General features: G+C 67.3%; 23 protein-coding genes. 12 read left to right on the top strand and 11 right to left on the bottom strand.

Annotation, left to right across the window (positions count from 1 at the left end; translation table 11 throughout):
* Nucleotides 1-110 precede the first annotated feature (110 nt).
* Nucleotides 111-317 (top strand): cold-shock protein, encoded by a 207-nt coding sequence (locus MKD38_RS06955; RefSeq protein ID WP_012353757.1) that lies wholly within the window; start codon nucleotides 111-113, stop codon nucleotides 315-317.
* Nucleotides 318-542: 225 nt separating this feature from the next.
* On the opposite strand, the gene MKD38_RS06950 is transcribed toward MKD38_RS06955, so the two are convergent.
* Entirely contained in the window at nucleotides 543-1,004 is a 462-nt protein-coding gene (locus MKD38_RS06950; protein ID WP_252675391.1) for a VOC family protein, read from the bottom strand.
* A gap of 140 nt (nucleotides 1,005-1,144) precedes the next feature.
* Complete coding sequence (icd, locus tag MKD38_RS06945; RefSeq protein ID WP_112774326.1) at nucleotides 1,145-2,395, bottom strand: NADP-dependent isocitrate dehydrogenase; 1,251 nt, start codon at nucleotides 2,393-2,395, stop codon at nucleotides 1,145-1,147.
* 278 nt (nucleotides 2,396-2,673) lie between these two features.
* Here icd and MKD38_RS06940 point away from each other — a divergent pair, with 278 nt between their 5' ends.
* The 3 genes from MKD38_RS06940 to MKD38_RS06930 all read left to right on the top strand — a co-directional run bounded on the left by MKD38_RS06940 (nucleotide 2,674) and on the right by MKD38_RS06930 (nucleotide 4,277).
* Nucleotides 2,674-3,336, top strand: coding sequence for a pseudouridine synthase (locus tag MKD38_RS06940; RefSeq protein WP_252675390.1), 663 nt, complete (start codon nucleotides 2,674-2,676; stop codon nucleotides 3,334-3,336).
* A gap of 107 nt (nucleotides 3,337-3,443) precedes the next feature.
* Nucleotides 3,444-3,650, top strand: a complete 207-nt coding sequence (locus MKD38_RS06935) for a hypothetical protein (protein WP_111519236.1) — start codon at nucleotides 3,444-3,446, stop codon at nucleotides 3,648-3,650.
* 174 nt (nucleotides 3,651-3,824) lie between these two features.
* Entirely contained in the window at nucleotides 3,825-4,277 is a 453-nt protein-coding gene (locus MKD38_RS06930) for a DUF192 domain-containing protein (protein ID WP_252675389.1), read from the top strand.
* Nucleotides 4,278-4,324: 47 nt separating this feature from the next.
* On the opposite strand, the gene MKD38_RS06925 is transcribed toward MKD38_RS06930, so the two are convergent.
* Nucleotides 4,325-4,810 carry a YajQ family cyclic di-GMP-binding protein gene (locus tag MKD38_RS06925; RefSeq protein WP_012353763.1) on the bottom strand — a complete coding sequence of 162 codons (486 nt, stop codon included), beginning with the start codon at nucleotides 4,808-4,810 and terminating at the stop codon, nucleotides 4,325-4,327.
* Nucleotides 4,811-4,933: 123 nt separating this feature from the next.
* Here MKD38_RS06925 and murB point away from each other — a divergent pair, with 123 nt between their 5' ends.
* Nucleotides 4,934-5,953 (top strand): UDP-N-acetylmuramate dehydrogenase, encoded by a 1,020-nt coding sequence (murB, locus tag MKD38_RS06920; RefSeq protein ID WP_252675388.1) that lies wholly within the window; start codon nucleotides 4,934-4,936, stop codon nucleotides 5,951-5,953.
* A 36-nt stretch (nucleotides 5,954-5,989) separates the two neighbouring features.
* Here the strand turns inward: murB and ppnP are convergent, their stop codons facing one another.
* Together ppnP and argF are read right to left on the bottom strand one after the other, a co-directional pair.
* On the bottom strand, nucleotides 5,990-6,301 hold the full coding sequence (gene ppnP / locus MKD38_RS06915) for a pyrimidine/purine nucleoside phosphorylase (RefSeq protein ID WP_115663687.1): 312 nt from the start codon (nucleotides 6,299-6,301) through the stop codon (nucleotides 5,990-5,992).
* A 79-nt stretch (nucleotides 6,302-6,380) separates the two neighbouring features.
* Nucleotides 6,381-7,304, bottom strand: a complete 924-nt coding sequence (gene argF / locus MKD38_RS06910; RefSeq protein ID WP_111519233.1) for an ornithine carbamoyltransferase — start codon at nucleotides 7,302-7,304, stop codon at nucleotides 6,381-6,383.
* A 442-nt stretch (nucleotides 7,305-7,746) separates the two neighbouring features.
* Here argF and MKD38_RS06905 point away from each other — a divergent pair, with 442 nt between their 5' ends.
* Nucleotides 7,747-8,046 (top strand): DUF3579 domain-containing protein, encoded by a 300-nt coding sequence (locus tag MKD38_RS06905; RefSeq protein WP_012353767.1) that lies wholly within the window; start codon nucleotides 7,747-7,749, stop codon nucleotides 8,044-8,046.
* A gap of 116 nt (nucleotides 8,047-8,162) precedes the next feature.
* Here MKD38_RS06905 and rpsT read toward each other — a convergent pair whose 3' ends face one another.
* A complete protein-coding gene (rpsT, locus tag MKD38_RS06900; RefSeq protein ID WP_252675387.1) occupies nucleotides 8,163-8,429 on the bottom strand; it encodes a 30S ribosomal protein S20 in 267 nt (88 codons plus the stop codon).
* 320 nt (nucleotides 8,430-8,749) lie between these two features.
* Here rpsT and murJ point away from each other — a divergent pair, with 320 nt between their 5' ends.
* Together murJ and MKD38_RS06890 are read left to right on the top strand one after the other, a co-directional pair.
* Nucleotides 8,750-10,300, top strand: coding sequence for a murein biosynthesis integral membrane protein MurJ (gene murJ, locus MKD38_RS06895; RefSeq protein WP_252675386.1), 1,551 nt, complete (start codon nucleotides 8,750-8,752; stop codon nucleotides 10,298-10,300).
* A 91-nt stretch (nucleotides 10,301-10,391) separates the two neighbouring features.
* Nucleotides 10,392-11,240, top strand: a complete 849-nt coding sequence (locus MKD38_RS06890; RefSeq protein WP_062801644.1) for a SirB1 family protein — start codon at nucleotides 10,392-10,394, stop codon at nucleotides 11,238-11,240.
* Nucleotides 11,241-11,260: 20 nt separating this feature from the next.
* Here the strand turns inward: MKD38_RS06890 and MKD38_RS06885 are convergent, their stop codons facing one another.
* On the bottom strand, nucleotides 11,261-11,914 hold the full coding sequence (locus tag MKD38_RS06885) for a VTT domain-containing protein (RefSeq protein WP_252675385.1): 654 nt from the start codon (nucleotides 11,912-11,914) through the stop codon (nucleotides 11,261-11,263).
* A 165-nt stretch (nucleotides 11,915-12,079) separates the two neighbouring features.
* Between MKD38_RS06885 and mutL the strand changes: the two genes are divergently transcribed.
* From mutL to MKD38_RS06865, 4 genes are all read left to right on the top strand, one after another.
* Nucleotides 12,080-14,062: a DNA mismatch repair endonuclease MutL gene (gene mutL, locus MKD38_RS06880; RefSeq protein WP_252675384.1), complete on the top strand. Its 1,983-nt coding sequence runs from the start codon at nucleotides 12,080-12,082 to the stop codon at nucleotides 14,060-14,062.
* A 31-nt stretch (nucleotides 14,063-14,093) separates the two neighbouring features.
* Nucleotides 14,094-15,062, top strand: a complete 969-nt coding sequence (gene miaA / locus MKD38_RS06875; protein WP_252675383.1) for a tRNA (adenosine(37)-N6)-dimethylallyltransferase MiaA — start codon at nucleotides 14,094-14,096, stop codon at nucleotides 15,060-15,062.
* Between the two features lie 79 nt (nucleotides 15,063-15,141).
* Entirely contained in the window at nucleotides 15,142-15,666 is a 525-nt protein-coding gene (locus tag MKD38_RS06870) for a GNAT family N-acetyltransferase (protein ID WP_252675382.1), read from the top strand.
* 96 nt (nucleotides 15,667-15,762) lie between these two features.
* On the top strand, nucleotides 15,763-16,506 hold the full coding sequence (locus MKD38_RS06865; protein ID WP_252675381.1) for a GntR family transcriptional regulator: 744 nt from the start codon (nucleotides 15,763-15,765) through the stop codon (nucleotides 16,504-16,506).
* 37 nt (nucleotides 16,507-16,543) lie between these two features.
* On the opposite strand, the gene MKD38_RS06860 is transcribed toward MKD38_RS06865, so the two are convergent.
* Genes MKD38_RS06860 through MKD38_RS06845 form a run of 4 tightly spaced genes read right to left on the bottom strand, consistent with a single transcriptional unit; the run spans nucleotide 16,544 to nucleotide 21,538 of the window.
* Nucleotides 16,544-17,287: an aspartate/glutamate racemase family protein gene (locus tag MKD38_RS06860; protein ID WP_115661260.1), complete on the bottom strand. Its 744-nt coding sequence runs from the start codon at nucleotides 17,285-17,287 to the stop codon at nucleotides 16,544-16,546.
* 8 nt (nucleotides 17,288-17,295) lie between these two features.
* Nucleotides 17,296-18,687, bottom strand: a complete 1,392-nt coding sequence (locus tag MKD38_RS06855) for an amidase (RefSeq protein ID WP_252675380.1) — start codon at nucleotides 18,685-18,687, stop codon at nucleotides 17,296-17,298.
* Between the two features lie 42 nt (nucleotides 18,688-18,729).
* Entirely contained in the window at nucleotides 18,730-20,166 is a 1,437-nt protein-coding gene (gene hydA / locus MKD38_RS06850; protein ID WP_252675379.1) for a dihydropyrimidinase, read from the bottom strand.
* 40 nt (nucleotides 20,167-20,206) lie between these two features.
* Complete coding sequence (locus MKD38_RS06845) at nucleotides 20,207-21,538, bottom strand: MFS transporter (protein ID WP_252675378.1); 1,332 nt, start codon at nucleotides 21,536-21,538, stop codon at nucleotides 20,207-20,209.
* Nucleotides 21,539-21,606 lie beyond the last annotated feature (68 nt).

Genomic DNA, 21,606 nt, shown 5'->3' with positions numbered 1-21,606 from the left:
CGTCATCGCCGGCCGCATGTCAGCACGCGGCCAGCCATGGCGCCGCAGTCCGTGCCGTCTGGCTGGCAAGCTTCCCCGCTTGAAAATCTGCTATTTCGTTGGGGGAGTATATGGCAAGCGGTATCGTCAAATGGTTCAATGACGCCAAGGGATTCGGGTTCATCAAGCCGGACGAGGGCGAAGAAGAACTGTTTGCGCACTTTTCGGCTATCCAGATGGCGGGCTTCAAGACGCTGAAGGAAGGCCAGCGCGTCTCGTTCGAGGTGGTCCAGGGCCCGAAGGGCAAGCAAGCCACCAATATCCAGGACGCCAGCTAAAGCGCGCCACGACCGCATCCCCGGCCGCAGAGCCACCGGAGCGGTCAACCAGGGTGGGGGGATTCCCCCGGGACGGGACCGATGCCAGCGCCCCGCTGGCCGCCAAGGGCGGCGCGGCGGGCACCGGCTCGCATCAGCGGCACGCACACCCGATCGAAAGCCCGGCCTGGCGCCGGGCTTTCTGGTGTTTGGGCCGGCCTTCCTCGCGGCCCCGCTCGCGCCGGCTCAGGTCCAGCCGTCGATCTTCAGGCCGCTGGCCTGTTCGGCCTCCTCCTTGGTGACCTTGCGCACAGTCTGGCCGAAGGTCCAGACATGACCCTCGGCATCGCGGGCGGTGTAGGTCCGGTCGCCATAGAACTCGTCCTGCGGCTCGCGCAGTATCGCGGCACCGGCAGCCCGGGCCCGCTCGCAATGCTGGTCGAGCCCATCCGGCAAATGCACATGCACGGTCTGGGTGTTCTTGCCCCCGATCGACGCCGGGCTGGCGGTAAAGTCGGCCCACTCGCTGCCCACCATCAGGTAGCTGTCGCCGAAACGCATTTCGGAATGCACCAGCTGCCCCTGCTGGTCGCGGATCACCATGACCCGCTCGAACCCGAACGCGCGCTCGAGCCAGTCCAGCGCCGCCAGCGGATCCTTGTAGAAAACGGCCGCGCCGAACGCGGTGCGGCGGAAGGGATCGTCCATGCCAGTCTCCCCGGGCCGGATGCCCGTCAGTCCTGAAGTTCTAGGCAACGCCGCGGCGCCCGGCAAGAAAAAACCCCGGTACTGGGTAACCAGCACCGGGGTTTTGCCGACAGTACGCCCGCCTTGGCGGGAGTCTGTGCTTACATATTGTCGATCATCACCTGCCCGAAGCCCGAGCACGACACCTGCGTCGCGCCTTCCAGCAGGCGGGCGAAATCGTAGGTGACCTTTTTGGACAGGATCGACTTCTCCATCGACGCGATGATCAGGTCGGCGGCCTCGGTCCAGCCCATGTGGCGCAGCATCATTTCGGCCGACAGGATTTCCGAGCCCGGATTGACGTAATCCTTGCCGGCGTACTTCGGCGCGGTGCCGTGGGTGGCTTCGAACATCGCCACCGAATCCGACATGTTGGCGCCCGGCGCGATGCCGATGCCGCCAACTTGCGCCGCCAGCGCATCGGAGACGTAGTCGCCGTTGAGGTTCAGCGTGGCGATCACCGAGTACTCGGCCGGGCGCAGCAGGATCTGCTGCAGGAAGGCGTCGGCAATGGCATCCTTGACCACGATGTCCTTGCCGGTCTTCGGGTTCTTGAACTTGCACCACGGGCCGCCGTCGACCAGCTCTGCACCGAATTCCTTCTGTGCCAGCTCATAGCCCCAGTCGCGGAAGCCACCTTCGGTGAACTTCATGATGTTGCCCTTGTGCACCAGCGTCACCGACGGCTTGTCGTTGTCGATCGCGTACTGGATCGCCTTGCGCACCAGGCGCTCGGTGCCCTCGCGCGACACCGGCTTGACGCCGATGCCCGACGTCGCCGGGAAGCGGATCTTCTTCACGCCCATCTCGTTCTGCAGGAAGGCGATCAGCTTCTTGGCCTGGTCGCTCTCGGCGGCCCATTCGATGCCGGCGTAAATGTCTTCCGAGTTCTCGCGGAAGATCACCATATCGGTCTTTTCCGGCTCGCGCACGGGTGAGGGCACGCCCTTGAAGTAGCGTACCGGGCGCAGGCAGACATAAAGGTCCAGCTGCTGGCGCAGGGCCACGTTGAGCGAGCGGATGCCGCCGCCGACCGGCGTGGTCAGCGGACCCTTGATCGAAACCACGTATTCCTTCAGCACGTCCAGGGTTTCATCCGGCAGCCACACGTCCGGGCCGTAGACCTTGGTCGACTTCTCGCCGGCATAGATCTCCATCCAGGCGATCTTGCGCTTGCCGCCGTAGGCCTTGGCCACGGCCGCGTCGACCACCTTGATCATCACCGGGGTGATATCGAGGCCCGTACCGTCGCCTTCGATATAAGGAATGATCGGGTTGTCCGGGACATTGAGCGAAAAGTCCTGGTTGACGGTGATCTTTTCGCCTGCCGGAACCTTGATGTGTTGGTACATGACGTCTCCAGTTACGGAACGGTTGTGACTGCCGCCGGTTCGTGGCCGGACGGCGAGATTCGGGGAGATGGCGCTGTGCATTGTAGCGGGCCTGGATGCCCAGCCCATACTGCCGTGCATCATGCCGGCGCCATGCCTGATCGGCTTCAGTCTTATATAAGACACAAGACTAATTTTATATTATGCAGCAATTTTTCATCATCCGCCAATCGGGCCGGACCCCGATCCGGCCGACCTGACCGACCTGCACACGCGCCGCTGCGGCATACTTGCGCCCCATGACCCTGATCGCCCTGAACAAGCCGTTTGGCACCATGAGCCAGTTCTCGGAACACCCGACGCGGCCGACTTTGGCCTCCTGTGTGTCGGTGCCCGGCGTCTATCCGGCCGGCCGGCTCGATGCCGACAGCGAGGGCTTGCTGCTGCTGACTGACGATGGCGCGCTGCAGGCGCGCATCGCCGACCCGCGCCACAAGCTCGAGAAGACCTATCTGGCGCAGGTCGAAGGCATTCCCGACGCGGACGCCCTCGCCCGCCTGCGCGCCGGGGTCGATCTTGGGGACTTCATGACCCAGTCAGCGACGGTACGCGCCATCGAAGCACCCGACTGGCTGTGGCCGCGGCATCCGCCGGTGCGCTTTCGCGCCGCCATCCCGACCGCGTGGCTGGAGCTGAAGATCCGGGAAGGCAAGAACCGGCAGGTGCGGCGCATGACGGCGGCGGTGGGGTTTCCGACGCTGCGGCTGATCCGGGTGGCCATCGGCGCGCTCGACCTGCGCGCGCTCGGCCTCGCGCCCGGCGAAAGCTGCGAGGTGCCGCTCGCCGAGTCGGGTCTGCCGCTGGCCACTTCTGCGGGACGTCCGGCACCACCCTTGCGCGCTCATGTCTTCAAGACCAAACAGGCGAACGACACCAAGCGGCGCCTACGTTACAAAAAATAACAGATCGACCGTCAACGCTGCCAACAGCGGCCTCGTTCTTGTCGGGGACACGTCCAACCACGCGTCACCACTTTCCCGACTGCTTTTATCCTTCGAGGTAATACGCCATGAAAAAACTGATCGCTGCACTGGTTGTCGGCCTGTTCGCCACCGGCGCCTTCGCCCAGGCCGCTGCGCCTGCCGAGCCGGCCACGCCCGCGGCCGCGGCCGCGGCCACCAAGGAAGCCCCGAAGAAGACCGCCAAGAAGAAGGCCACCCACAAGAAGCACAGCAAGAAGAAGGAAACCGCTGCTGCCGCAGCCCCGGCCGCGTAACCAGGGCTGGCGCCACTGCCGGGCCGTGCGCCGGCATCAAAAAGAAGGGCAGGCCGCCACCAGGGCGCCTGCCTTTTTTGTTGGTGGCGGTTGCACCGCGCGCGGCGTGCCACGCGTGCACCCTGCGTTATGCTTGCGGCTGCCCCGACGCCGAGCCTTCCCGGACTGACCATCATGCCCCTGTTGTCGAAGACCCTGACCTCACGCTGCTGCTTCGTGATCGCCGCACTGGCAGTCGGCGCTGCCAACGCCCAGGGCGCGCTGCCGCTTGCGCCGCTGACCGCGGGCATGTATGCGATCCAGGCCGAAGTCGCGGCCACGCCGGCCGCGCGCGAGCAAGGCCTGATGTACCGGAAATCAATGGCGCCCAATGCCGGCATGCTGTTCGTGTTCGAGCAGAAGGCGGGTCACTGCTTCTGGATGCGCAATACCGAGTTGCCGCTGTCGATCGCGTTCCTGGCCGACGACGGCACCATCGTCAATATCGAAGACATGGCGCCGCGCACCGAAAACAACCATTGCCCGAAGGCAGCGATCCGCTATGCGCTGGAAATGAACCGGGGGTGGTTCGCGCAAAAGGGCATCAAGGCGGGCGCGAAGATCGGGGGATTGCCGCAGCCACGCTGACCGGCGGCCGCGCGCGGCGCCGGCAGGGCAGCCGGCCCGGGTGCCACTCAGTCGCGGAAGTTGTTGAAGTCCAGCGGTGCCTCGGACACATCCTTGCGCAGCATCGCGATCACGTTCTGCAGGTCGTCGCGCTTGGTGCCCGACACGCGTACCGTGTCGCCCTGGATGCTGGCCTGCACCTTGATCTTGCTGTCCTTGATCATGCGCACGATCTTCTTGGACAGGTCGCCGGTCACGCCCTTCTTGATGGTGATGACCTGCTTGACCTTGTCGCCGCTGATCTTCTCGGTCTTGCCATAATCCAGGAAGCGCACGTCGACATTGCGCTTGGCCATCTTGCTGATCAGCACGTCCTTGACCTGGTCCAGCTTGAAATCATCGTCGGCAAAGGCGGTCAGCTCGTTTTCCTTGTGCTCGACCCGGGCGTCGGAGCCCTTGAAATCGAAGCGCGTCGAGATTTCCTTGTTGGCCTGCTCGACGGCGTTCTTCACCTCGACCATATTCGCTTCGCACACTACGTCAAACGACGGCATTGCATTCTCCTTGTGATCCGTATGCCCGGAAGCCGGCCGCGCACGGCGCCTTCCGTATAATCCAGCCTACCTCGCAGTTCCGGGTCGCGCACACCAGCGGCGGCCGCGTCACCTTTCCCTTGCATGGCAGATTTCCACGAATTCTATCCCCTGCGTCGCCACAATACATTCGGATTCGATGCGCGCGCGCGCTTTGCGGTGCACGTGCGCAGCGAGACCGACCTGATCACGGCGCTGGCCGACCCGCGCACCGCAGGCTTGCCGCTGGTGGTGCTGGGTGGCGGCAGCAATGTCGTGCTGACCGGCGATCTCGACGCACTGGTGCTGCTGATGGAAATCCCCGGCTACCAGGTCGAAGCCCCCAGCGCAGGCGGCGATGCCTGGCTGGTCACCGTGGGCGCGGGCGAAAACTGGAGCGCGCTGGTCAACCGCACCATCGCCGACGGCATGCCGGGGCTGGAAAACCTGGCGCTGATCCCCGGCACCGCCGGTGCGGCGCCGATCCAGAACATCGGCGCCTACGGGGTGGAGTTGCGCGAGCGCTTCGCCGGCGTGCGCGCCTATGACCGGCACACCGGCACCTTCGTGTGGCTGGATCTGCAAGAGTGCGAATTCGGCTACCGCGACAGCCTGTTCAAGCGCGCCGGCGCGGGGCGCTACATCATTACCGCGGTCACGCTGCGCCTGCCGAAGGGATGGCAGCCGGTGCTGTCGTACGGCGAACTGGCGCGTGAACTGAATGGCCGGGCCGCGCCGGACGCGGCCTCCATCCGCGACGCCGTGGTCGCGATTCGCTCGCGCAAGCTGCCCGACCCCGCACTGCTGGGCAATGCCGGCAGCTTCTTCAAGAACCCGCTGGTCAGCGCCACGCAACGCGACGCCTTGCTGCAGGCGCATCCGGATCTGGTCAGCTATGCGCAGCCCGACGGCTCGTACAAGCTGGCGGCCGGCTGGCTAATCGACCGCTGCGGCTTCAAGGGCGTGAGCGACGGCCCCGTGGGCGTCTATGGCAAGCAGGCGCTGGTGCTGGTACACCACGGCGGCGGCACCGGTGCGATGCTGCTGGCGCTGGCCAACCGCATTGCCGACACCGTGCAGGCCCGCTACGGCGTGCGCATCGAGCCCGAACCGGTGGTGCTGTAAAGCTGACGGGCCAGCCGCGCCGGCCCGCCGAGGCTGTCACGCGAAGTGGCAGACGTAGTCCAGCGTTTCCTGCACCTCGATGTCGAAGCTGCTGTTGCCCGGCACGTTGAACTGCTGGCCGGCGCCGTAGGTCTGCCAGTCTTCCGAACCGGCCAGGCGCACGCGGCAGCTGCCAGCGTTGATTTCCATGATTTCGGGCGCGCCGGTGTTGAAGGTCAGCGATGCCGGAAAAATCACGCCCAGCGTCTTGCGAGTGCCGTCCGGAAACAGCACGGTGTGGCTCACGCACTTGCCGTCGAAATACAGATTGGCTTTCTTGACGACCGATACGTTGTCGAACTGGCTCACTTCCATCTCCTTGGGTGTCTTGCGAAAGACGTAAAAAGAGGGGCCGCAACGGCCCCTCTCCTGTTCACCCCGCGCGCGCTCAGTAGCGGCCGCAGAGCAGGTATTCCATCAGCGCCTTCTGCACGTGCAGGCGGTTCTCCGCCTCGTCCCAGACCACGCTCTTGGGCCCGTCGATCACGGCGGCCTCGACTTCCTCGCCGCGGTGCGCCGGCAGGCAATGCATGAAGAGCGCATCGGGCTCGGCGCGGTCCATCATCGCGGTGGTGACCATCCAGTCCTTGAAGGCGCGCTTGCGGGCGTCGTTCTCGGCCTCGAAGCCCATGCTGGTCCACACGTCGGTGGTGACCAGGCTGGCGCCCTGGCAGGCCGCGAGCGGGTCGTCGAAGACCTTGACCAGCCCGGAGGCGGAAGCCGGCACCATGGCCGGGTCCAGCTGATAGCCAGGGGGCGCCGAGAAATGGAAGGTGAAGCCCAGGCGCTCGGCGGCCTGGATCCAGGTGTACGCCATGTTGTTGGCGTCGCCGATCCACGCCACCGTCTTGCCGCGAATGCTGCCGCGCTGCTCGATATAGGTGAAGACGTCGGCCAGCACCTGGCACGGGTGGTATTCGTTGGTGAGGCCGTTGATCACCGGCACGCGCGAATGCGCGGCGAAGCGATCGATGATGTCCTGGCCGAAGGTGCGAATCATGATGATGTCGACCATGCGCGAGATCACCTGCGCCGCATCCTCGATCGGCTCGCCGCGGCCGAGCTGCGAGTCGCGCGTGTTCAGGAACACCGCGTGGCCGCCCAATTGGTGGATGCCGGCTTCGAACGACAGGCGCGTACGCGTGGAATTCTTTTCGAAGATCATGGCCAGCGTGCGGTCATGCAGCGGGTGCCAGGTTTCGTAGTTCTTGAACTTGGCCTTCAGGATCCGCGCGCGGTCCAGCAGGTACTCGTACTCGTCGGGAGTGAAGTCGCTGAACTGGAGGTAATGCTTGATCGGGGTTGAGCTCATAAAACAAAGAAGGCGGCTCGGTGGGGACACGCCGTCACGAACTGCTTTTGCAAACTGTTCATGATCGAAGCGCGTCGCGGAGCCGCCTTTCGCGTCGCATACGCAATTTAACTGCAAGGATCATAAGGGATTATTTCTGCTTTGGCGAGCCCGGATCAACCCGGTCGCAGCCTGCCGCACGGTTGCGCTGACAGCTTCCTGACAGGATTTCGCCCTTATGCGCAACTCTTATATAAGATATAATACTGGCTGATTCACGCGGGGCCCGGCATACCCATGCCAGTGCCCGCCGCCGGCATCAAAAGTGCCCCTGCAGGACACCGACGCCCCGCCTTCCGGCTGGAACCAGCGCGAACCAATCGCGTCCCGGCCGCGTCAAACGGGCGCCCCGTCCAGCGGGCTTACCGTCGAGTCATCCGCCTCACCCGCAGTGTCCAGCCTCATGAACCCCAACGTTCGCGAATACTTTATCCAAGGCATTACCAAGGAAGGCAAGACCTTCCGCCCGAGCGACTGGGCTGAACGACTGTGCGGCGTGATGGCGCAGTTCCGCCCCGAAGGCGACAGCGGCGACCCGCGCCTGACCTACTCGCCGTACGTGCGGCCGATCTTTGCCGGCAACGTCAAATGCGTGGTGGTGGACGTGCGCCTGCGTGACATCGAGCCCAAGGCGCTGGACTTTGTGCTGAACTTCGCCCGCGACAACAACCTCCAGCTGGTGGAAGCCTGCTCGCTCGAATAAGCGCGCCGGCGCGGCGCCGGAAAGCAAAAAAGCTCGTCGGATGACGAGCTTTTTTATTGGCGGCATGCCCGGGGGCACCCGCCTCTGCTGGGCCGCTCAAGCGGCCCGGGCAGCTATCAGGCAGCCATGGCCTTGATGGCGGCCGACAGGCGCGACTTGTGGCGTGCAGCCTTGTTCTTGTGCACGATCTTCTTGTCGGCGATGCTGTCGATCACGGTTTGCGAGTTCTTGAAGACCTCGGCGGCAGCGGCCTTGTCGCCGGCGTCGATGGCCTTGCGGACGGCCTTGACGGCGGTGCGCAGACGCGAACGCAGGCTGGAGTTGTGAGCGTTCTGGGCAACGGCCTGGCGGGCGCGCTTGCGGGCTTGTGCGGAATTTGCCATGTAAAAAATATCCTGAATTCAGATGCGTGCCGCGGGGGACACAACAATTAAGTCATATCGAGCGACCCGGGATGCACTGACACACGAATCCGGAACGCAACTGTCCTTGTGAATCGGCAATTATACACAGATGCCGGCGCATGTGACAAGACCGCTGGGACTTTGCCGGCGCAGGCCGGGCATCGGGGCGTGGTCCGTATAATAAGCGCCACATTGTGCCGGGCCACGTGGCGCGCCGGCAACTTTACTGCCCGGACCGCGTCTCAAAGAAGTCGCGGTGCCGACAGCACCGGCCCACCGTTCCCGCACCCGTCCGCATCTTGAACCTGCTCAAAGCGCTCGCCACCATCAGCAGCCTGACGATGCTCTCGCGCATCACCGGCCTGGTGCGCGAGATCCTGATCGCCCGCGCCTTCGGCGCGTCGGACATGACCGACGCGTTCAACGTGGCCTTCCGTATTCCCAACCTGCTGCGCCGCATTTTCGGCGAAGGCGCGTTCTCGCAAGCCTTCGTGCCGATCCTGGGTGAATACCACACCAAGCGCGGCGATGCCCCGACCAAGGCCCTGATCGACGCGGTGGCCACCGTGATGACCTGGGTGCTGATGGCCGTGTCGCTGCTCGGCGTGATCGGCGCGCCGCTGGTGATGACGGTGGTCGCCACGGGTTTTCGCGGGCAGGCCGATACCTATACCGCGGCCGTGTTCATGACGCGGGTGATGTTCCCGTATATCGGGCTGATCTCGCTGGTGGCGCTGGCCTCGGGCATCCTCAATACCTGGCGCAAGTTCGCGGTGCCGGCCTTTACGCCGGTACTGCTCAACCTGTGCCTGATCGTGGCGGCGCTGTTCGTCGGCCCCCATATGGAGCAGCCGATCTATGCGCAGGCCTGGGGCGTGCTGGTCGGCGGCGTGCTGCAGCTGGCGATCCAGGTGCCGGCGCTGCGGCGCCTGGGGGTGATGCCGCGCATCCGCTTCAACCTGCGCGCGGCCTGGTCGGACCCGGGCGTGCGCCGCATCCTGCGCCAGATGGGTCCGGCGCTGCTGGCGGTGTCGGTGGCGCAGATCAGCCAGATCATCAATACCAATATCGCCTCGCGGCTGGCGGCCGGCAGTGTTTCGTACCTGACCTATGCCGACCGGCTGATGGAATTCCCGACCGCGCTGCTGGGCGTCGCACTGGGGACGATCCTGCTGCCGAGCCTGTCCAGGGCCAACGCCTCGGGCGACCATGCCGAGTACTCGAGCCTGCTCGACTGGGGCCTGCGCCTGACCTTCCTGCTCGCCGTGCCGTGCGCGGTCGGGCTGTTCGTGTTCGGCGCGCCACTGACCGCGGTGCTGTTCAACTATGGCAAGTTCGACGCCCATGCAGTCGAGATGACGCGCCAGGCGCTGGTCTCGTATGGCGTCGGCCTGATGGGGCTGATTTCGATCAAGATCCTCGCGCCGGGCTTCTACGCGCGCCAGGACATCCGCACGCCGGTCAAGATCGCGCTGCTGGTGCTGGTGATCACGCAGGCCTGCAACGTGGCGTTCGTGCCGTGGATCGGTCATGCCGGGCTGGCGCTGTCGATCAGCGCCGGGGCCACGCTCAACGCGCTGCTGCTGTTCTTCGGCCTGCGCCGGCGCGGCCTGTACCGCCCGGCACCGGGCTGGTGGCTGTTCCTGGCGCAGCTGAGCGCGTCGGTGCTGCTGCTGTCCGGCATGCTGCTCTGGTTCGCGCGCAACTTCGACTGGATCGGCCTGGGCGCGACGCCGCTGCTGCGCATCGCGCTGCTGGCTTCGTGCCTGGTACTTGCAGCGGTGGTCTACTTCGGTACACTGTGGCTCATGGGACTGCGCTACTCTGCCTTCAGGCGCCGGGCCGGCTGATGGGTCAGCGGCAACTGCCATTGCCGGCTGAGCGCCTGGCATTGGTGACCCACGCTGCGCGCGGTGCCGGCGGCTGCACCGGGAAACCGACATGACATCCACCAAAGTCCTGGATTATTTCGCCAGCCTCGTGGCCGACGAAAACGGCATCCCGCTGACCGAAACCGCGCTCTCCATCGCGCAGGACGCCTATCCCGACCTGGACCTGCAGGGCGAGCTGGCGGCGCTGGACGTGCTGGCGCTGCGGCTGAAGCGCCGGATTGCCGAAGGTACCCCAGCGATCCAGCGGCTGCGGCTGCTGAACCATTTCTTCTATCGCGATCTCGGCTTCGGCGCCAACGCGAACGACTACTACGACCCCGACAACTCCTACCTGAACGTGGTGCTGCGCCAGCGCCGCGGCATCCCGATCTCGCTCGCGGTGCTGCATATGGAACTGGGCCAGCAGATCGGCCTGCCGCTCAAGGGGGTGTCGTTTCCCAACCATTTCCTGCTGCGCATGACGATCCCCGCCGGCGAAGTGATACTGGACCCGCTCACCGGCGAGACCCTGTCGAAGGAACAGTTGCAGGAAATGCTGGACCCGTACCTGGAGCGCGAGGGCATCAGCGATGCCAGCCAGGTGCCGCTGGGCCTGTTCCTGCGCGCGGCCAGCCACCGCGAGATCATCGCGCGCATGCTGCGCAACCTGAAGGCGATCTATCTGCAGGAATCGCGCTGGCAGCGGCTGCTGGCGGTGCAGAACCGGCTGGTGATCCTGCTGCCGGGTTCGATCGAGGAAGTGCGCGACCGGGGCCTGGCCTATGCCAACCTGGAGTGCTTCCGCCCCGCGCTGGCCGACCTGGAAGCCTATGTCCAGGCCCGCCCCGACGCCGCCGATATCGGCCAGATTCGCGAGCGCATGCCCGCGCTGCGGATGATGAGCCGCAGCCTCAGCTGAGGCGGCTCAATTCAGGCGGCTCAACGCTCGACGCGCGTGGGCCGGCGGCGGTTGCCGCGCACCAGCTTCCACAGCCCGCCCAGCACCAGCGGCACCACCGCCGCGCCGATGCCGGCCAGCACGATCAGGTTCAGGTACTGGCGGATGAACGGCAGGTTGCCGAAGAAGTAGCCGGCAAACACCAGGCCGACCACCCATGCCACGGCGCCGATCACGTTGAACATCTGGAAGCGCGCGAAGGTCATCTGCGACACCCCGGCGACGAACGGCGCGAAGGTACGCACGATCGGCACGAAGCGCGCCATCACCAGGGTCTTGCCGCCGTGCCGCTCATAGAAGTCATGGGTGCGGCGCAGGGCATCCTGGTCCAGGAAACGCCACTGGTGGTCGAATACCTTGGGCCCGATCCAGTTGCCCACCATGTAGTTGACGGTATTGCCGGAAATGGCGGCCACCAGCAGCAGGCCGATCAGCATCCATTCGTTCATGGCGCCGGTCGCGCAGAAGGCGCCGGCGATAAACAGCAGCGAGTCGCCCGGCAGGAACGGCAGCACCACCAGCCCGGTTTCGGCGAAAACGATCAGAAACAGGATGGCATAGACCCAGTGGCCGTACTGATCGATGACCGTGCCGAGGTATTTGTCGACATGCACCAGCATGTCGATGAGCTGCAAAGCGAGATCCAAGTCGTTCCCCGTGTGGTGATTTGACGGTTTCGTTCCATGCGGCGCCGGTGTCCGATCCACGCCGCCATTGGCTGAATCATACAAGAGCGGCCGCCCCTTTCCCCCACCTCGGCAACCCGTCTGCGTGGGGGAACGTCCACGTATAATCGCCGGATGCCAGCCTCCCCTTCCAGCACTGCCTTGCGCACCACCCAGCAGCCGCGCCCGATCCGGCCGCTGCCGGACCAGCTCATCAGCCAGATCGCCGCCGGCGAAGTGGTCGAACGGCCGGCGTCCGTGGTCAAGGAACTGCTGGAAAACGCGCTCGATGCCGGCGCCACGCAACTCGGCATCCGGCTGGAGGAAGGCGGCGTGCGGCGCATCGTCATCACTGACAACGGCTGCGGCATTCCCGCCGTCGAGCTGCCGGTGGCGCTGATGCGGCACGCCACCAGCAAGATCGCCTCGCTCGACGAACTCGAATCGGTGCTGACGCTCGGCTTCCGCGGCGAGGCGCTGGCCTCGATCGCCTCGGTGTCGCAGATGTCGCTGACCAGCCGCACCGCGGCCGATGCCCACGCCACCCAGGTCAGCGCCGATTCCGGTGCGGTGCAACCCGCTTCCGGCGGCATCGGCACCACGGTCGACGTGCAGCACCTCTACTTCAACACGCCGGCGCGCAGAAAGTTCCTCAAGGCCGAACAAACCGAGCTGGGCCACTGCCTGGAGATGGTCCGGCGCGTGGCGCTGGCCCGGCCGGACGTGACCATCTCGGTCCACCACAACGGCAAGCCGCTGGAGCACTGGAATGCCGGCGACGTCGCCACCCGCACGGCGCAGGTACTGGGCAACGATTTCGCCCGCGCCCGGCTGGCGCTGGACGAGCACGCCGACCCCCTGAGCCTGTACGGCTTTGCCGGACTGCCCACCGCCTCGCGCGGGCGGCCGGACCAGCAGTACTTCTTTGTCAACGGCCGCTTCGTGCGCGACAAGCTGCTCAACCATGCGGTGCGCAGCGCCTACCAGGACGTGCTGCACGGCGACCGCTTCCCGTCGTACGTGCTGTGCCTGGACCTGCCGCCGGAGATGGTCGACGTCAACGTGCACCCATCCAAGATCGAGGTCCGCTTCCGCGAATCGCGCGCCGTGCACCAGTTTGTCTACCACGCGGTGCAGCGCTGCCTGGCACGCCAGGCCGGCGCCAACGGCGACAGCCTGCATACCGATGCCGACGGCGAGATCACGCTGCCGCCGGGCACCGCGACCCCGGCGGCCGCAGCGCGGCCTGGCGCCGGCGGTCCGGGCCAGTGGATCAACTATTCCGCGGCCCGGCAGACCGAACTGGGCATCGCCCAGCCGCGCCAGGCCTACCTGGGCATGGTGCGCGAGGCGACCGCGCCGGCGCCACGCCCCTACGGCGCGCCCGCAACACCCTCCGGCGGCTGGGCCGGCGCGTCGGCGCAACCGCCGGCATGGCTGGCCGGGGTCGAGGCGGCGCGCGCCGGGGATCCGCCCGGCCTGCTGGACCGGCTGCCGCCGGCGTCGCCGCCCGACGAGACCGGCGCTCCTGACGAACACCCGCTCGGCTATGCCATCGCCCAGCTGCACGGCATCTACGTGCTGGCGCAGAATGCGCGCGGGCTGGTGCTGGTCGACATGCACGCGGCGCACGAGCGCATCCTCTACGAGCAGATCAAGGACGCACTGGACGCGCGCGAGCTGGCCGTGCAGCCGCTGCTGATCCCGGTGACGCTGCCGGCCAGCCCGGTCGAGATCGGCGTGGCCGAAGAACACCAGGAGACGCTGACGCTGCTGGGCTTCGATATCGCCCCGGTGTCGCCGACCACGCTGGCGGTGCGCGCGGTGCCGGCGCTGCTGCAGCAGGCCGATGCCGAGGCGCTGGCGCGCGACGTGCTGCGCGACCTGCACGCCTACGGCGGCTCGCGCGTGCTGGCCGAGCGCCGCAACGAGCTGCTCGCCACGCTGGCCTGCCACAGCGCGGTGCGCGCCAACCGCAAGCTCACGGTCGAGGAAATGAACGCACTGCTGCGCCAGATGGAGCAGACCGAGCGCGCCGACCAGTGCAACCACGGCCGGCCCACCTGGGTGCAGCTGACCGTGACCGAGCTCGACCGGCTGTTCCTGCGCGGGCAATAAGCGCGCTCGCATCTTCGATCCAGGGTTTTCGATGTCCGCCGTACTCCACGATTCCGCCTCGCACCCGCCCGTGGTCTGCCTGCTCGGTCCCACCGCGTCCGGCAAGACCGCCGCCGCGCTGGCGCTGGCGGCCGACGCGCCGGTGGAGATCATCAGCCTGGACTCGGCGCTGGTGTACCGCGAGATGGATATCGGCACCGCCAAGCCCACGCGCGACGAACTGGCCGCGGCGCCGCACCACCTGATCGACATCATCGACCCCGCCGACAGCTACTCGGCCGCGCAGTTCGTCGCCGATGCCGAGCGGCTGATCGCGCAGATCCGCGCGCGCGGCCATGTGCCGCTGATCGTCGGCGGCACCATGCTGTATTACAAGGCGCTGACGCAGGGACTCAACGACCTGCCGCAAGCCGATGCCGCGCTGCGCGCCGAGCTCGACCAGCTCGCCGCCGAACGCGGCTGGCCGGCGCTGCATGCGCTGCTGGCCGAGGTCGACCCGGTCACCGCGGCGCGGCTCGCGCCCAATGACGCGCAGCGCATCCAGCGCGCGCTGGAGATTTACCGTCTGTCCGGACAGCCGATGTCGGCGCTGCTGGCGCGCCAGGCCGAGGGCCGCACCTTTGCCGGCGCGGCCGACCAGCGCTACCGCGTGATCGCGCTGGAGCCGTCGGACCGGCTGACGCTGCATGACCGCATCGCCCGACGCTATGACGCCATGCTGGCGCACGGCTTTATCGAAGAGGTCGAGCGGCTGCGGGCGCGCGGCGACCTGCATCCGGGGCTGCCGTCGATCCGCTGCGTCGGCTACCGCCAGGTATGGGAATACCTGGACGGCGAGGCCGACTTCGCCACCATGCGCGAGCGCGGCATCGCCGCCACGCGTCAGCTGTGCAAGCGCCAGCTGACCTGGCTGCGCAGCACGCCCGAGCGGCTGGTGGTGGATTGCCTGGCGCCCGATTATGTCGACCAGGTGCGCAGGCTGGCGGACTTCGGACACTGATCCGGCGGCATGGCGGCTGGCATGGCGAGTGACGGACAGGCGATAATTACCGATCCCTGACCTCGCAAGGCCGACCCGCATGTCCAAGCCCACTTTCGCGCTGCGCCCCGCCACCGCCGCCGACAGCGACACCCTGTTCAACCTGATCCTGGCGCTGGCCGAATACGAAAAGCTGACCCATCTGGTCGAAGCCACGCCGCAGAAGATCGAGGCGGCGCTGTTCGGCGCCACGCCGCATGCCGAGGCCGTGCTGGTGGAAGTCGACACCGATGTCGACGGCAAGGCGGGCGGCGAGGCGGGCCGGAAGGCGGTCGGCTTTGCCCTCTTCTTCCACAACTTCTCGACTTTCCTGGCCAAGCCCGGTCTTTACCTGGAAGACCTGTATGTCGATCCGGCCTGGCGCGGGCACGGCCTGGGCAAGGCGCTGCTCAAGCATCTGGCCGCGCTCGCGGTCGAGCGCGGCTGCGGCCGCTTCGAATGGTCGGTGCTGGACTGGAACCAGCCGTCGATCGACTTCTACCGGGCCATGGGCGCCGACGTGCTGCCCGACTGGCGCATCTGCCGCGTGACCGGCGCCGCACTGGACCAGCTTGGCGCTGAATAAGACGGCAACCGGTCCACCGCCGGTGTTATACACTTGATGCCGAACCGCCATACAATGGCAGTATCAACTGTCTTTTTTCGGACCGCGCCAACCGCCATGCCACGCACCAAAGCCGAACCGCCCGCCAGCCCCGTCGACGGACTCCCTGAGACCGACGCGGACGGCGCGCGCGGCGCATCGGTCGAGGAAATCGCCGACCGCATCCTGACCGCGATCTGGGAGCACCGCCTGCCGCCTGGCACCAAGCTGGTCGAGGAAAAACTGGGCGGCGTGTTCGGGGTCAGCCGCACCAAGGTGCGGCTGGCCTTCGCCAAGCTGGCGCACGAGGGCGTGCTGACCGTCCATCCCAACCGCGGCACTTTCGTTTCCAGCCCGAGCGTGGCCGAAGCGCGCCAGGTGCTGCATTCGCGCCACCTGCTGGAACCGGCGCTGGTGCGCGACCTGGCCGGTGCGATCAGTGCGAAAGGCGTGCGCGCGCTGCGCGAAACCACGCGCCAGGAAGCGCAGGCGCGCGACAGCAACGACCGCCGCGCCATCATCCGGCTGTCGGGCGAGTTCCACTGCAAGCTCGCGGAAATGACCGGCAACCAGTACCTGGGCAAGTACATGCGCGAACTGTGCTCGCTGACCTGCCTGATCATCGCGCTGTATGACGCGCCGGGCGTGCCGTCGTGCCCGCACCACGAGCACGACGATATCGTCGATGCGCTGGAAGCCGGCGACGGCGAACGCGCCGCGCGGCTGATGAGCGAGCACCTCGGCCACGTCGAAAGCACGCTGCGCCTGGAGTTGCCCGCCGAAGAAAAGGTCGACCTGGAAGCGGTGTTCGCCGCGGTCTGAGCCGCGGCGTTACCTTGAAGGCAAGCCGCGGCGCGGCTTAGCGGTGCTCGATGCGCGCCGCCAGCGCCGCCGGCAAACCCAGCGTGGGCTTGGCATCGGGGCGGCGGAAGGTGCCCGCGGTGGCCTTGCGCGGCTGCAGCGCGACCAGCGCCTCGGCCTGCTTGACGGCGGCAGCCATCTGGTCGACCACCGGCACCGCAATGCGGTCGCGCACGCGCGCCGCCAGGCCGGCCAGCGGCGCACCGGCCAGGATCACCACGTCGGCCTCGTCCTCCACCACCGCGCGGTTGGCCAGTTCCACCAGCACGGCCTCCTTCTCTTCCTGCACATCCGATACCGAGGCAAAGCTGCCGTCGAGCATGCGGATCCCGGCCAGCCGGCCACGCAGGCCGTGCATGTCGACGCATTCCTCGTACCACGGCCCCAGCGCCCGCGCGAAGGTGACGATGGCAAAGCGCCGCCCCAGCATGCACGCCGACAGCATCGCGGCCTCGGCCATGCCCACCACCGGCAGGTCGAACAGCTCGCGCGCGCCCATCAGGCCGGGATCGCCGAAGGCGGCAATGACCGCCGCATCGAACTGGCCGTGGTGCTCGGCCAGCATTTCCAGCGCGATCGCACCGCCGATCTGCGCCTCGGCGCGGGTGGCGATATACGGCACGCCGCGGCTGGCGGTCAGCGGCACCAGCTCGGTGCCGGGCGCGGCGGCTTCGGTGGCCGCGGCCATCAGGCGCGCGGTGATGCCTTCGCTGGTGTTGGGATTCAGGACAAGGATTCGCATGTCAGGGATCAGGCAGGGTTGACTAGGGACGCCAGCAGGCTTTCAGCCAGCCGGGCGGCGGCGAGCACGTCGCGGTCGGCACCGCGCGGGCCGGCGATCTGCAGGCCCACCGGCAGGCCGTCGCGGCCGCTGCCGCAAGGCACCGAGATCGCCGGCGCCAGTGCATGGTTGAAGAAGGGGGTGAACACGGCGTGGGCGCGCGGCTCGACCGCGACGCCGCCGATACGCTCCGGCCCCAACCGGTCGTTGCGCCAGGCCACGCACGGTGTGGTGGGACACAGCAGCAGGTCATAGCGGGTAAAGAAGCCGGCCACGGCCAGCGCGATCTGGCGGCTGGCCTCGCGCGCGCGCGCCACCTCGGCGCCGGTCCACGCCAGGCCGCGCTCGATCTGGCGCGCGACGTCGGCGTCGAACACCTCCGGCTCGCGGCGCCAGGCGTCGCCATAGAGGTTGGCCAGGCCGACATGCTGCAGCGGCATCAGCGCGGCCTCGTCGGCGCCCTGCGGCCACGCCGGGTCGGCGCGTTCGATGCTCAGCCCCGCGGCCTGCAGGCGGGCCACGGCCTGGTCGAAGGCCTGGGCGACATCGTCGTCGACCGGCGTGTCGAGCCCCAGGCGCGGGCTGACCGCGATCTTCAGCGTATGCAGCGGCCACGCCGCGGCCAGCGCAAAGCCCAGCGTGTCGGGGTCGCGCGGATCGGCGCCGGCCAGCGCCTCGAACATCAGCTCGGCATCGGCGACGGTGCGGGTGATCGGCGCAATCACCTGGATGCCGTTGAAGGCATGGGCGAAGCCGACCGAATCCGGAATCGCGCCGTAGGAGGGCTTGAAGCCGACCACGCCGGCATGCGCGGGCGGACGCCGGCTGGAGCCGCCGCCATCGGTGCCCAGCGCCAGCGGCGCCATGCCGGCCGCCACCGCTACCGCGCAGCCGCCCGACGAGCCGCCCGCGGTCAGCGTGGCATCGAGCGGATGGCGCGTCAGGCCATAGACCTTGTTGGTGGTCAGCCCCTTGCAGGCGAACTCCGAGGTGTTGCCCATGCCGAGCACGATCGCGCCGGCGCGGCGCAGCCGTTCGACCGCGATCGCGTCGGCGGGCGCGATGAAATCACGGTACAGCTGCGAGCCCTGCGTCACGCGCCGGCCCTGGCTCCAGATCACGTCCTTGACGATCACCGGCACCCCCGCCAGCAGCGGGCGCTCGCCCTGCGCCAGGCGCGCGCGCAGTTGCGCCAGGTCGGCATCGACCAGCTCCTGGCGTTGTTCGAAGACGGCGTTGAGCTGGTCGTTGCGCGCCGCGATGCGCGCCTGGAAGGCCGCCGTTACCTCAGCGGGGTCGAGGCGCCCGGCGGCGACGCGGGCCGCGATGGTGGCGGCATCCAGGCGGTTGGTCAGTTCCATGTCTACAGTGTCGGTCAAAGTATCGATCGCGCAAGGCGGCGCTTACAGGCTGCCGCCCGAGGTGCGGTAGCGCGGCCGCGCCATTTCGGGCAGGCCGCACGGCAGGAACTCGCCGTGGCCGGCCTCGGCCATGACCTCGCCCTCGTGCGCCACCACCTTGCCGCGCACCAGCGTGGTCACCGGCCAGCCGGTCACGCGCAGGCCCTCGTACGGGGTGTAGTCGACGGCATGGTGCAATTCGGTATTGCGGATCGTCACTTCGCGCTGCGGGTCCCAGATCGCCAGGTCGGCATCGGCGCCGATGGCGATGGTGCCCTTGCGCGGATGCAGGCCATAGAGCTTGGCCGGGTTGGTCGAGGTCAGCGCGACGAACTGGTTGACCGAGATGCGGCCGCCCACCACGCCTGCCGAGAACAGCAGCGGCAGCCGCGTCTCGAGTCCGGGGATGCCGTTGGGGATGTACTGGAACGGGACTTCCTGGCCGCCGGGCTTCTTGCCCTGCGCGTCTTCGTAGCGGAACGGTGCATGGTCGGACGAGAAGATGGTGAAGAGGCCGTCGGCCAGGCCGTCCCAGATCACCTGCTGGTTGCTGCGGTCGCGCGGCGGCGGGCTGCACACGCACTTGGCGCCGTGGTAGCCGGGCTGGTCGAGGTCTTCGGCGGTCAGGAACAGGTACTGCGGGCAGGTCTCGGCAAAGATCTTCATGCCGCGGTTGCGCGCCCAGCGAATCTGCTCGACCGCTTCCTTGCCCGAGACATGGACGATCAGGATCGGCACGTCGACCAGCTCCGAAAAGGTGATGGCGCGGTGCGTGGCCTCGCGCTCGATCGCCATCGGCCGCGCCAGCGCATGGAACTTCGGCGCGGTATTGCCGGCCGCCTCGAGCTTGTCGGTCAGCCAGGCGATGCAGTCCGAGTTCTCGGCATGCACCATCACCAGCGCGCCTTCCTGGCGCGCCACCGACAGCACCTCGAGGATCTCGCGGTCGTTCAGCTTGAGGTCGTCGTAGGTCATGTAGACCTTGAACGACGAATAGCCTTCGCGGATCAGGCCCGGCAACTCGTCGTTCAGCACCGCCTCGGTCGGGTCGGCCACGATCAGGTGGAAGGCGTAGTCGACCACCGACTTGCCGCCGGCGCGGCGATGGTAGTCGGCCACCGCGGCGCGCAGCGAATGGCCCTTCTCCTGCGCGGCGAACGGGATCACGGTGGTGGTGCCGCCGCACGCCGCCGAGACCGAGCCGGTGCGGAAGTCGTCCGCCATGCGCAGGCCGTCCGGCATCGGCTGGTCCAGGTGGCAGTGCGCATCGACGCCGCCCGGCAGCACCAGCTTGCCACCGGCGTCGATGACCTGCGCGGCCTCGCCCAGGTCAAGGCCCAGCTGCATGATGCGGCCGCCGGCGATGCCGATATCGCATTGCATGGTGTCGCTGGCAGTCACCACGGTGCCGTTGCGGATGATGAGGTCGAACTGTTTCACGGTACGGTTTTGTTGTGAGGACAAGGAGAGCGGCCGCGTTTCAGCGGTCGGCGTCGGACAGGTGCATGCGCGCGGTTTCACGCGCCGCGAACGCTGCCACCGCGATCAGCGCGCACACCGCCGCCAGGTAGAGCGCCACCGGCATGGTGTTGCCGAAGCGGTCGAGCAGGCCCACGGCGATCAGCGGGGCCAGCGCGCCGCCGAACACGCCGGCGAACTGGAAGCCCAGCGAGGCGCCGGTCACGCGCACCCGGGTCGCGAACAGTTCCGGCAGGAACGACGCCAGCGGCGAGAACATGAACGACACCAGCACCATGCCGACGAACGAGGCCAGCATGATCAGCGCCGGGCTGCCGGTCTTGACCATGGCGAAGAACACGAACGCCCACACCGCGCCGCCGATGCCGCCGATCATCAGCACCGGGCGACGGCCGATGCGGTCCGCCAGCAGGCCGGCGATCGGGATGAACAGGATCTGCGCCAGCGCACCGAGCAGCACCGCATTGAGCGCGATGCTCTTGGGCAGGCCCAGCTTGGTCGGCACGAAGTACAGCAGGAACAGCGTGAACACGTAGAAGGCAATGTCGCCGCCCAGCCGTGCGCCGAACGCAATCAGCAGCTGCTTCTTGTAGTTGCGCAGCACTTCCATGATCGGCGCGCGCGCTTCGGCGTGCGATTCCTCCAGCTTCTCGAACATGCCGGATTCGCGCACGTTGGCGCGGATATAGAGCCCGACCCCGACCAGCAGCGCCGACAGCAGGAACGGCACGCGCCAACCCCAGCTGAGGAAGGCTTCTTCCGATACCTGCCAGGTCACCAGCGCGAAGATGCCGTTGGCCAGCAGCAGGCCGATCGGCGCCGCCAGCTGCACCAGGCTGCCGAGCATGCCGCGCCGTTTCCCTTCGGGATCGAGCTCATTGACCATGATCGCCGCCCCGCCCCACTCGCCGCCCAGCGCCAGGCCCTGCACCACGCGCAGCAGCACCAGCAGCAGCGGCGCCAGCGCGCCCGCCGCGGCATAGGTCGGCAACAGGCCGATGCCGAAGGTGGCCAGGCCCATCATCAGCAGCGTGATGATCAGGATCGACTTGCGGCCCATCTTGTCGCCGAAGTGGCCGAAGATCGCCGCCCCCAGCGGCCGCGCCACGAACGCCACGCCGTAGCTGGCAAAGGACAGCAGCGTCGCGGTCAGCGGATCGCTCTGCGGGAAGAACAGCTTGGGGAAGACCAGCGCGGCGGCCGATCCGTAGATGAAGTGGTCGTAGAACTCGAGCGTGGTGCCGGCCAGGCTGGCCCCGGCTACGCGCGCGACGGATTGCTTCTGGGCCGACGCGCCGCTCTTGCCGGCTGTGTCGAGGCTGACTGCTTGCATGGTGGATCCTCCAATGGTCCCTGGCCGGTCCGGTGCGCGCCGTTCGCTGGCTGCGCGCCGGGTTGTCT

This window comes from Cupriavidus sp. WGlv3 (genome assembly GCF_023952475.1).
Taxonomy (GTDB): Bacteria; Pseudomonadota; Gammaproteobacteria; order Burkholderiales; family Burkholderiaceae; genus Cupriavidus; species Cupriavidus phytorum.
This window is presented reverse-complemented; position numbering and strand designations above follow the sequence as displayed.

Bases quoted from the DNA above. Each gene is read 5' to 3' on its own strand.
- MKD38_RS06955 (WP_012353757.1), top strand. From the start codon at position 111: ATGGCAAGCGGTATCGTCAAATGGTTCAATGACGCCAAGGGATTCGGG.
- MKD38_RS06950 (WP_252675391.1), bottom strand. From the start codon at position 1,004: ATGGACGATCCCTTCCGCCGCACCGCGTTCGGCGCGGCCGTTTTCTAC.
- icd (WP_112774326.1), bottom strand. From the start codon at position 2,395: ATGTACCAACACATCAAGGTTCCGGCAGGCGAAAAGATCACCGTCAAC.
- MKD38_RS06940 (WP_252675390.1), top strand. From the start codon at position 2,674: ATGACCCTGATCGCCCTGAACAAGCCGTTTGGCACCATGAGCCAGTTC.
- MKD38_RS06935 (WP_111519236.1), top strand. From the start codon at position 3,444: ATGAAAAAACTGATCGCTGCACTGGTTGTCGGCCTGTTCGCCACCGGC.
- MKD38_RS06930 (WP_252675389.1), top strand. From the start codon at position 3,825: ATGCCCCTGTTGTCGAAGACCCTGACCTCACGCTGCTGCTTCGTGATC.
- MKD38_RS06925 (WP_012353763.1), bottom strand. From the start codon at position 4,810: ATGCCGTCGTTTGACGTAGTGTGCGAAGCGAATATGGTCGAGGTGAAG.
- murB (WP_252675388.1), top strand. From the start codon at position 4,934: ATGGCAGATTTCCACGAATTCTATCCCCTGCGTCGCCACAATACATTC.
- argF (WP_111519233.1), bottom strand. From the start codon at position 7,304: ATGAGCTCAACCCCGATCAAGCATTACCTCCAGTTCAGCGACTTCACT.
- MKD38_RS06905 (WP_012353767.1), top strand. From the start codon at position 7,747: ATGAACCCCAACGTTCGCGAATACTTTATCCAAGGCATTACCAAGGAA.
- rpsT (WP_252675387.1), bottom strand. From the start codon at position 8,429: ATGGCAAATTCCGCACAAGCCCGCAAGCGCGCCCGCCAGGCCGTTGCC.
- MKD38_RS06890 (WP_062801644.1), top strand. From the start codon at position 10,392: ATGACATCCACCAAAGTCCTGGATTATTTCGCCAGCCTCGTGGCCGAC.
- mutL (WP_252675384.1), top strand. From the start codon at position 12,080: ATGCCAGCCTCCCCTTCCAGCACTGCCTTGCGCACCACCCAGCAGCCG.
- miaA (WP_252675383.1), top strand. From the start codon at position 14,094: ATGTCCGCCGTACTCCACGATTCCGCCTCGCACCCGCCCGTGGTCTGC.
- MKD38_RS06870 (WP_252675382.1), top strand. From the start codon at position 15,142: ATGTCCAAGCCCACTTTCGCGCTGCGCCCCGCCACCGCCGCCGACAGC.
- MKD38_RS06865 (WP_252675381.1), top strand. From the start codon at position 15,763: ATGCCACGCACCAAAGCCGAACCGCCCGCCAGCCCCGTCGACGGACTC.
- MKD38_RS06860 (WP_115661260.1), bottom strand. From the start codon at position 17,287: ATGCGAATCCTTGTCCTGAATCCCAACACCAGCGAAGGCATCACCGCG.
- MKD38_RS06855 (WP_252675380.1), bottom strand. From the start codon at position 18,687: ATGGAACTGACCAACCGCCTGGATGCCGCCACCATCGCGGCCCGCGTC.
- MKD38_RS06845 (WP_252675378.1), bottom strand. From the start codon at position 21,538: ATGCAAGCAGTCAGCCTCGACACAGCCGGCAAGAGCGGCGCGTCGGCC.